7 protein-coding genes are annotated in these 8173 nt (G+C 67.1%); 3 read left to right on the plus strand and 4 right to left on the minus strand.

What is annotated here, in order from left to right:
- Positions 1-25 precede the first annotated feature (25 nt).
- The 3 genes from AB0L57_RS21720 to AB0L57_RS21730 all read left to right on the plus strand — a co-directional run bounded on the left by AB0L57_RS21720 (position 26) and on the right by AB0L57_RS21730 (position 2545).
- A complete protein-coding gene (locus tag AB0L57_RS21720; RefSeq protein WP_364964937.1) occupies positions 26-469 on the plus strand; it encodes a MarR family transcriptional regulator in 444 nt (147 codons plus the stop codon).
- A 109-nt stretch (positions 470-578) separates the two neighbouring features.
- Complete coding sequence (locus tag AB0L57_RS21725; RefSeq protein WP_364964940.1) at positions 579-1133, plus strand: isochorismatase family protein; 555 nt, start codon at positions 579-581, stop codon at positions 1131-1133.
- Positions 1130-2545: an MFS transporter gene (locus AB0L57_RS21730; RefSeq protein WP_364964943.1), complete on the plus strand. Its 1416-nt coding sequence runs from the start codon at positions 1130-1132 to the stop codon at positions 2543-2545. Before AB0L57_RS21725 ends, AB0L57_RS21730 begins: the two co-directional genes overlap by 4 nt.
- Here AB0L57_RS21730 and AB0L57_RS21735 read toward each other — a convergent pair.
- The 4 genes from AB0L57_RS21735 to AB0L57_RS21750 all read right to left on the minus strand — a co-directional run bounded on the left by AB0L57_RS21735 (position 2530) and on the right by AB0L57_RS21750 (position 7618).
- A complete protein-coding gene (locus tag AB0L57_RS21735) occupies positions 2530-3495 on the minus strand; it encodes an SRPBCC family protein (protein WP_364964946.1) in 966 nt (321 codons plus the stop codon). The two genes, AB0L57_RS21730 and AB0L57_RS21735, sit on opposite strands and share 16 nt — an antisense overlap.
- A 71-nt stretch (positions 3496-3566) precedes the next feature.
- The gene (locus AB0L57_RS21740; protein ID WP_364964948.1) at positions 3567-4778 is read right to left on the minus strand and encodes a TerC/Alx family metal homeostasis membrane protein; all 1212 of its coding nucleotides are present in this window, start codon (positions 4776-4778) and stop codon (positions 3567-3569) included.
- Between the two features lie 140 nt (positions 4779-4918).
- Positions 4919-7138, minus strand: coding sequence for a catalase/peroxidase HPI (gene katG, locus AB0L57_RS21745; protein ID WP_364964952.1), 2220 nt, complete (start codon positions 7136-7138; stop codon positions 4919-4921).
- A gap of 36 nt (positions 7139-7174) precedes the next feature.
- Complete coding sequence (locus tag AB0L57_RS21750; RefSeq protein ID WP_364964955.1) at positions 7175-7618, minus strand: Fur family transcriptional regulator; 444 nt, start codon at positions 7616-7618, stop codon at positions 7175-7177.
- Positions 7619-8173: the final 555 nt, after the last annotated feature.

The following is an 8173-nucleotide window of genomic DNA, read 5'->3' on the forward strand; positions in this document are numbered from 1 at the left end:
GCTTAATAAAGTGTACGGTGGAGACATGAGCCGAGAACCCGTTGTGACAGCGTCCGCGGTGGCCGGTGACCTCCGCGTCGCCGTCAGCGGACTCCTGCGGCAGTTGCGTGCCCAGGCCGAGGGCAGCGATCTCACCAAATCGCAGAGCTCGGTACTCATCCGCCTCGAACAGGGCGGGCCCGCCACCGCCACCGAACTCGCCAATGCCGCCGGGATGCGCCCGCAATCGATGGCGAAAATCGTTCGCACACTGGAAGATGCGGGCTTGATCGCCGGGGCACCGGATCCCGCCGACGGCCGCAAAACCGTTCTCGACCTCACCGACGCCGCCCGCGAGGAATTCCGCACCGGACGCCGCGCCAAAGAGGACTGGCTCACCCGCGTCATCGAAGCGGAATTCGACGACGCCGAAATCGAGCAGCTCGCCACCGCGGTCGCTCTGCTCGAACGCATCGCCCGCGCCACCTGAGCGGGCTACCGACGACCCCAGCGCGCCCCCATCCCGGGCCGCGCCGATCGACGCTGCGCGCCACCGCTGGTGACGCCACAAAAACCTCAGCACAGCAAAGGAATTCGTCATGCCCATCAGCACCCTGGACGCCAACACCGCGCTCATCGTCATCGACCTGCAGCACGGCATCGTCGGCCGGGTGCCCGCCGAGGGGGTCGTCACCCACGCCACCACTCTGGTTCAGGCATTCCGGCACCGCGACCTGCCCGTCGTCCTGGTCAACGTCGCGGGCACGCCGCCCGGGCGCACCGATGCCGGCCCCACCGGCCTGGGGGACCTGCCCGCGGACTGGGCCACTCTCATCCCCGAACTCGACCAGCAGCCCGGTGACATCCTCGTCACCAAATATGCCCGCAGCGCCTTCGCCGGCACCGGACTGGCCGACCGTCTGCGCGCCGACGGCGTCACCCAGGTCGTGGTCATCGGCATCGCCACCGGCGCGGGAGTCGAATCCACCGCCCGTGACGCGCACGAACTGGGTTTCCACGTGACCCTGCCCGTCGACGCCATGATCGATCCCGATACCGAACGTCACGACCACAGCGTCGCCCACATCTTCGGTCGCATCGCCGAAACCGGCACCACCGACGACGTGCTACACATCCTGGCGGCGCGCTCGTGACAGCAGCTTCGATCGACACCACCGCATCCGCCCGCAGCGACCCGTTCACCACCCGTTTCGTCGGTCCGCTGCTGCTGGGCTCCACCCTCAATCCGATCAACACCTCCACCATCGCCACCGCCCTGGTCGGAATCGGGGTGGACTTCCACCGCGGTCCGGCCACCACCGCCGTGCTCATCTCGGTGCTGTATCTGTGCAGTGCGGTCGCGCAACCCACCATGGGCAAACTGGCCACTCTGTTCGGGCCGCGCCGCATCTTCGTCAGCGGACTGATCATCCTCATCGCCGCGGGCGTCATCGGTACCGCCGCACCGGCTTTCGGATTCCTGGTCGTGTCGCGCGCGCTCATCGGCATCGGTACCTCGGCGGCGTTTCCCACCGCGATGGCGCTGGTTCGCCGGCGCGCCGACACCACGGGCACCGGTGTGCCCGCGCGGGTGCTGGGAAACTTCTCCATCGCCGCACAGGTCACCACCGTCGTCGGTCTGCCGCTCGGTGGTGTGCTGGCCGGTGTGTTCGGCTGGCGCGCAATCTTTTTCGTCAACATACCGCTGGCGGTCGTCGCGCTCGTGGCGACCCTGCGCGGGGTGCCCGAGGACGAGCACACGCCCGCCCGCCCGGCCTCGCTGCTGGCCGCGGTCGATCTCGCCGGGATCGCGCTGTTCGCCGGCACCGTGATCAGTGTGCTGATCCTGTTGTCGGATCTGGACTCACCACACTGGGCGCTGCTGCCGATCGCGATCGTCCTCGGCGCCGCGCTGATCGGATGGGAACTGCGCAGCCGCAGCCCGCTCATCGACGTGCGCATGCTCAGCCGCCACAGCAACCTGCTACGCACCTACCTGCGCCAGGCCGTCGTCTCGCTGGGCACCTACACCGCGCTCTACGGCACCAGTCAATGGATGGAACAGGCCGCGGGGTACAGCGCCTCCCAGGTCGGGCTGATCCTGCTGCCGCTGTCGGCGATCAGCATCGTCGTGGCCCGGCTGGTGTCCGACCGCGGCTGGATCCGCTGGCCCCTGATCGTCAGCGGTATCGCGCTGGCCGCCACCGGTGTCATGATGCGGTTCATCACCCACGCCTCGCCGGTTCTCGTGCTGATCGCGATGTCGCTGCTGTTCGGGTTGGCCAGTGGGTTCTCCGGATTCGCCAACCAGGCCGCACTGTATGTGCAAGCGCCCGCCGATCAGGTCGCGGTGGCCTCGGGGCTGTATCGCACCTTCGCCTATCTGGGGGCGATCTTCTCCTCGAGTCTCATCGCGCTGACCTTCGGCCCGGCCACCACCGATGCCGGACTGCACGCCATCGCCTGGGTCATACTGGGGCTCGGCGCCGCGATCGGGCTGATGACGGTGCTGGACAACAGAATTCCCGCGCGTACGGGTGCCGCCCACGCTCAGGCATCGGCGTAGGTGGCGGCCAGCTCGGTGACTCGCTGCTGCGGCCACGGGCATCGGATCACATCGCGGCACGCGGCGTAGAACAACTCCAGGTGCACCTGCCATACCGCCAGTAATCGGGCCCGCTGCTCATCGAAGCCGCGGGGCAGCGTGTGGGTGAACTCCAGTCGGGTTCCGGTATCGGGATCGGCTAGGAACTCCCACCGCACCCGCCCGGCCGGTGCACCGCCGATCGTGCTCTCGTACTCCAGCGCCCGCGCGGGGTCCGCCGCTGTCACCGGGCCGGGCGCGACCGACGGATTGTCCGCTCGTACCGGCGCCTCCGCGCCGACATCCGGCGCCGAGTCCTGGACCAGTACCGCCCACGCGCCTTCGGCGTTCTGCGGCACCAGATCCCGGGTGAATCGCAACCGCATCCCGCCCCCGGGGGCCGGTTCGGCGTGGCCGCGGGCCAGCCCGAACGCGTCGGCGTACCCTTCCGCGCGCGCCAGCCAGTCCTGTTGTGCGGCCTCGGCGTCGACCCCGGTTCCGTCGAGCGCGTCGGCCAGGACCGACAGGCAGCCGTCCCAGCCGGCCGCGGTGCGTGCGGCGCCCCACCGGCCCCGCGCACCGTGGCCCAGCCCGTGGGTGAACACCAGCCGGCAGCCGGGGTCCTCCGCGATCAGTTCGAAGCGCAGCACATCGCGATTCCAGCGGAACATGAACACCTTCGGCGGGTCGACTTCGAGCACCTCGCCCTCCCAGGGGGCCTCGGCGCCCGGCTGCCCGCCGAAGGTGAACCGCATCGGCGCACCGGACCGCAACTCGACTTCGACCGCGGCCGGGAACCATGCCGCGAGCTGGGCGGGATCGGTGATCGCCTGCCACACGAGGTGCGGGGGATGGGGAAAATGGCGAGTGAATCGCAGCGTCGGTACGTCACCGACGGTGATCAGTTCGGCAGTGCCTTCCTCGTTGCTCACGGCTGCTCACTCCTGCTCTGTGTCCGCCGCACCGGCCGGTCCGGTGACGGTGTGCTCGATATGCGCACGGCTCACATCCGCAGCGGACGACCCGCCCGGATCCGTGCCATCCGATCTTCGTGCACCACATGTGCGCGATCGAGCAACCGCGCCAGGTCGTCCGCGCGGAACCGATGCACGTACTTCTCCGGCAGACCGGCAAGCACCCGTTCGGCGGCCAGTAACCGTGCATACGTCTTCTCCCGCACCGCCTGATCGGCCTCGTAGCCCAGATCCAGATAGCGCTCCGCGTATCGGCGCGCACCGCCCACCGCGGTCTGCGCGCGCCCCGCCGGGCTCCACAGTGAGACCGTCACCGTCACCACGAGCACCGCGACGATCACCACCAGCGACCACACCGTCGATATCTCGCTCACCGGCACCGGATCACCGTCGTTGATGAACGGAACGCCGTTGTGATGCAACGCGTGCAGGATCAGCTTCACCCCGATGAACCCCAGGACGACCGCCAGACCGAAACTCAGATAGATCAGCCGGTCCAGCAATCCCTCGAGCAGGAAGAACAGCTGCCGCAACCCCAGCAGTGAGAACGCGGTCGCGGTGAACACGAGGAACACGGTCTGCGTCAGGCCGAAGATCGCCGGAATCGAATCCAGGGCGAACAGTACATCGGTGCCGCCGATCGCGATCATCGCCGACACCATCGGGGTGAGCCTGCGTCGGCCACCCACCGTCGTGGTCATCGCATCACCGTCGTAGAAATCGGTGGTGTGCAGCACCTTTCGAGTCAACCGAGCCACCACGCCGTCACCGGCATGCTCGTCCTCACCTTCGGAGCGCAGCATGTTGCCCGCCGTCACCAGCAGCACCGCGCCGAAAATGTAGAACACCCAGGCGAACCGGTTGATCAGCGTCGCGCCCAGGAAGATGAATCCGGTCCGGGCCGCCAGTGAGATCACGATCCCCACCAGCAGAACCTTCTGCTGCGCGGCCGCCGGCACCCGGAACGCGGTGAAGATCACCAGGAAGACGAACAGGTTGTCCACCGACAGCGCCTTCTCGGTGATGTAGCCGGCGAAATACTCGACACCCATCTCCGAACCACCCCACCCCCACACCGCGAACCCGAACGCCACCGCCACTCCCACATAGGCCGCCGACCACACCGCCGACTCCCGCAGCGACGGCGAATGCGGTGTGCGCACATGGAAAAGGAAATCGAACAGCAGCAATGCGACGATCAATGCCAGCGCGCCCAGCCAAGCCGGCAGCGGAACGGCCACAGCGACCTCCTGTACCCGAAGGGTCTCGCGGTGACTGTAACCCGCACCACCGACGGCGAGCCGCTATCGACATGCACCCGCCGCGAACACGCCGATGCCCCGCGAACCGGGACCGGTTCGCGGGGCATCGGCATCCAGGGTCAGTTCAGATCGAACCGATCCGCATTCATCACCTTCGTCCACGCGGCCACGAAATCGTCGACGAACTTCTGCTTCGCGTCCGCGGTGCCGTAGACCTCCGACACCGCCCGCAGCTGCGAATTGGACCCGAGCACCAGATCCACCCGGCTCGCGGTCCAGCGCTGGGCGCCCGTGGCCCGATCCGAACCCACATAGGTGCCGTCATCGGCGGCCGCGGGCTTCCATTCGGTGCTCATATCGAGCAGATTCACGAAGAAATCGTTGCTCAGCACACCGGGATTCGCGGTGAGCACACCCAGCTGCGACTGCTTGTGATTGGCGCCCAGCACCCGCAGTCCACCGACGAGCACCGCCATCTCCGGCGCCGTCAGCCGCAGCAGATTCGCCTTGTCCACCAGTAGATATTCCGCCGGCAGCCGGGTGGCTTTACCGAGATAGTTGCGGAAACCGTCGGCCTTGGGCTCGAGATGGGAGAACGACTCCACATCGGTGAGCTCCTGGGTGGCATCGGCACGGCCCGGCGTGAACGGCACCGTCACCGTGAAACCACCGTCGGCGGCGGCCTTCTCGATCGCCGCGACGCCGCCGAGTACCACCACATCGGCGAACGAGACCCGCACCGGTCCGCTCTGTTCGGCGTTGAATGCCTCCTGCACCCCTTCCAGCGTGCGGATCACCTGCGCCAGTTCGTCGGGATCGTTTGCCTCCCAGCCACTTTGCGGCTGCAAGCGCAACCGGCCGCCGTTGGCGCCACCGCGCTTGTCACTGCCGCGGAACGACGACGCCGACGCCCATGCGGTCGACACCAGCTGTGCCACGGTCAGGCCCGAGGCCAGGATCTTGGCCTTGAGCGCGGCGATGTCGGCATTGCCGATCAGCTCGTGATCGACCGCCGGAATCGGGTCCTGCCACAGCAGCGTCTCCTCGGGCACCTGCGAACCCAGGTACCGGACCTTGGGTCCCATGTCGCGGTGGATCAGCTTGTACCAGGCCCGGGCGAACTCGTCGGCCAGCTCTTCGGGATGATCGAGCCAGCGGCGGGTGATCGGCCCGTAGATCGGGTCCTCGCGCATGGACAGGTCGGTGGTCAGCATCGCCGGAGCGCGAGTGGCGCCCGCTTCGAAGGCGTCGGGGACGGTGGCGGTGCCGTCCTTCGGCGTCCACTGCCACGCACCGGCCGGGCTCTTGGTCTTCTCCCACTCGTTGCCGTAGAGGACCTCGAGGAAGGTGTTGTCCCACGTGGTCGGGGTCGGCGTCCACGTCACCTCGATACCACTGGTGATCGCGTCCTTGCCGACACCGGTGTTGAAGCTGGACTTCCAGCCCAGGCCCATCTGCTCCAGCGGCGCCGCCTCCGGCTCGGGGCCCACATCGTCGGCCGGGCCCGCGCCGTGGGTCTTGCCGAAGGTGTGCCCGCCGACGATCAATGCCGCGGTCTCGACGTCGTTCATCGCCATCCGGCGGAAGGTCTCGCGAATATCGATCGCCGCCGCCAGGGGATCGGGATTGCCGTTGGGCCCTTCGGGATTGACGTAGATCAACCCCATCTGCACCGCGGCCAGGGGATTCTCCAGGTCGCGCTGACCGGAGTACCGCTCGTCACCCAGCCAGGTGTCCTCCGGGCCCCAATACACCTCCTCGGGCTCCCACTCGTCGACGCGGCCGCCACCGAAACCGAACGTCTCGAAGCCCATCGACTCCAGGGCGACATTGCCGGTGTAGACGATGAGATCCGCCCACGACAGCTTGCGCCCGTACTTCTGCTTCACCGGCCACAACAGCCGGCGCGCCTTGTCCAGGCTCGCATTGTCGGGCCAGCTGTTCAGCGGGGCGAACCGCTGCATACCCGACCCGGCGCCGCCGCGGCCGTCCTCGATGCGGTAGGTACCCGCGGCGTGCCACGCCATGCGGATGAACAGCGGACCGTAGTGACCGAAGTCGGCCGGCCACCAGTCCTGCGAGGTCGTCATCACCTCGATGATGTCGGCCTTCACCTGTGCCAGATCCAGGGTCGCGAACTCCGCGGCGTAATCGAAATCCGCTCCCAGCGGATTGATCTCGGCCGGATTGTGCGCCAGGATCCGCAGATTCAGTTGTTCCGGCCACCAGTCCCGGTTGCCGCCACCTTCGACCGGGTACTTGCGCTGACCCACGACAGGGCAGCCACTGGATGCGGGTTCGGTATTGGCCTCGGCGATGGGCGGATGTTCCTCAGGCACGGTATTTCCTTTCCGGATGCGTGAATCGGGCTGTGATCACGGCTGTGATCGAGAGGGGGACGACGGGGAACAGACAGGGCACAGACCCCAGTAGATGACCTCGGCCTCGTCGAGCCGGAATCCGTTGTCGTCGGCCGCGGTCAGGCATGGCGCTTCGCCGACGGCGCAGTCGACATCGGCGATCACACCGCAGGAGCGGCATACGAGGTGATGGTGGTTGTCACCCACCCGCGTCTCGTAACGGGCCACCGAACCCATCGGCTGGATCCGGCGCAACAGGCCCGCCTCGGTCAACGCACGCAATACGTCGTACACCGCCTGATGAGACACCGTGCCCAGAGTGCCCCGAACCAGACCGAGGATGGTGTCGGTATCGGAATGCGGGTGCTCGTGCACAGCGGCCAGTACCGCGATCCGCGGGGCGGTGACCCGCAGCGCGGCGCGGCGCAGCATGCGCTCGAAATCCGCCGTAGTGGACACGATCCGAAGTATGACTCATTCCAGTAATCGGCACATGCGGAACCGAGAATCGAGTTTCCGAGCCCGTCGGTGACGGGTCCCCGGCGTCGGGCGGCCCGCGGGGGGAGCCGGCCCGCCCGATGGGCGAAGTGGTTTTCGTGGGGTTCCTGTGAATGCTGTTACCGGTGACCGATTCGATATCGAAAACTGCGCGGGCCTCGTTTTCGTAACGGCACCCCGCGCATCCCCACGTCATCACCGGGAATGTTCTGCAGCAATTTCGCAACGGTGCCTGCCGAAGAGCGCGAAAACGTCGGATCGCGAGAATCCTCTAAAATAATTTTTATCCGCCGGGCGTTCGGCACCGAATAGAAGAAGGATGTATCGAGGTGAGGTACGCAAGGTACCGGAAGGTTGATCGGTGGACCCGATGAATGTCAACGAAGTCGTCAATCGACTCGCCGGATCCCACCTGCACGGGGGACTCGACACCGTGCCGGATGCATTGTGTGACAACAGCACCGGCGATATCCTCGAAGACCGCCGCAATCACGAGTTCACACCGCGGCGGCCGCG

Origin of the sequence: Nocardia sp. NPDC052254 (assembly GCF_040679495.1) — a bacterium.
Classification (GTDB): domain Bacteria; phylum Actinomycetota; class Actinomycetes; order Mycobacteriales; family Mycobacteriaceae; genus Nocardia.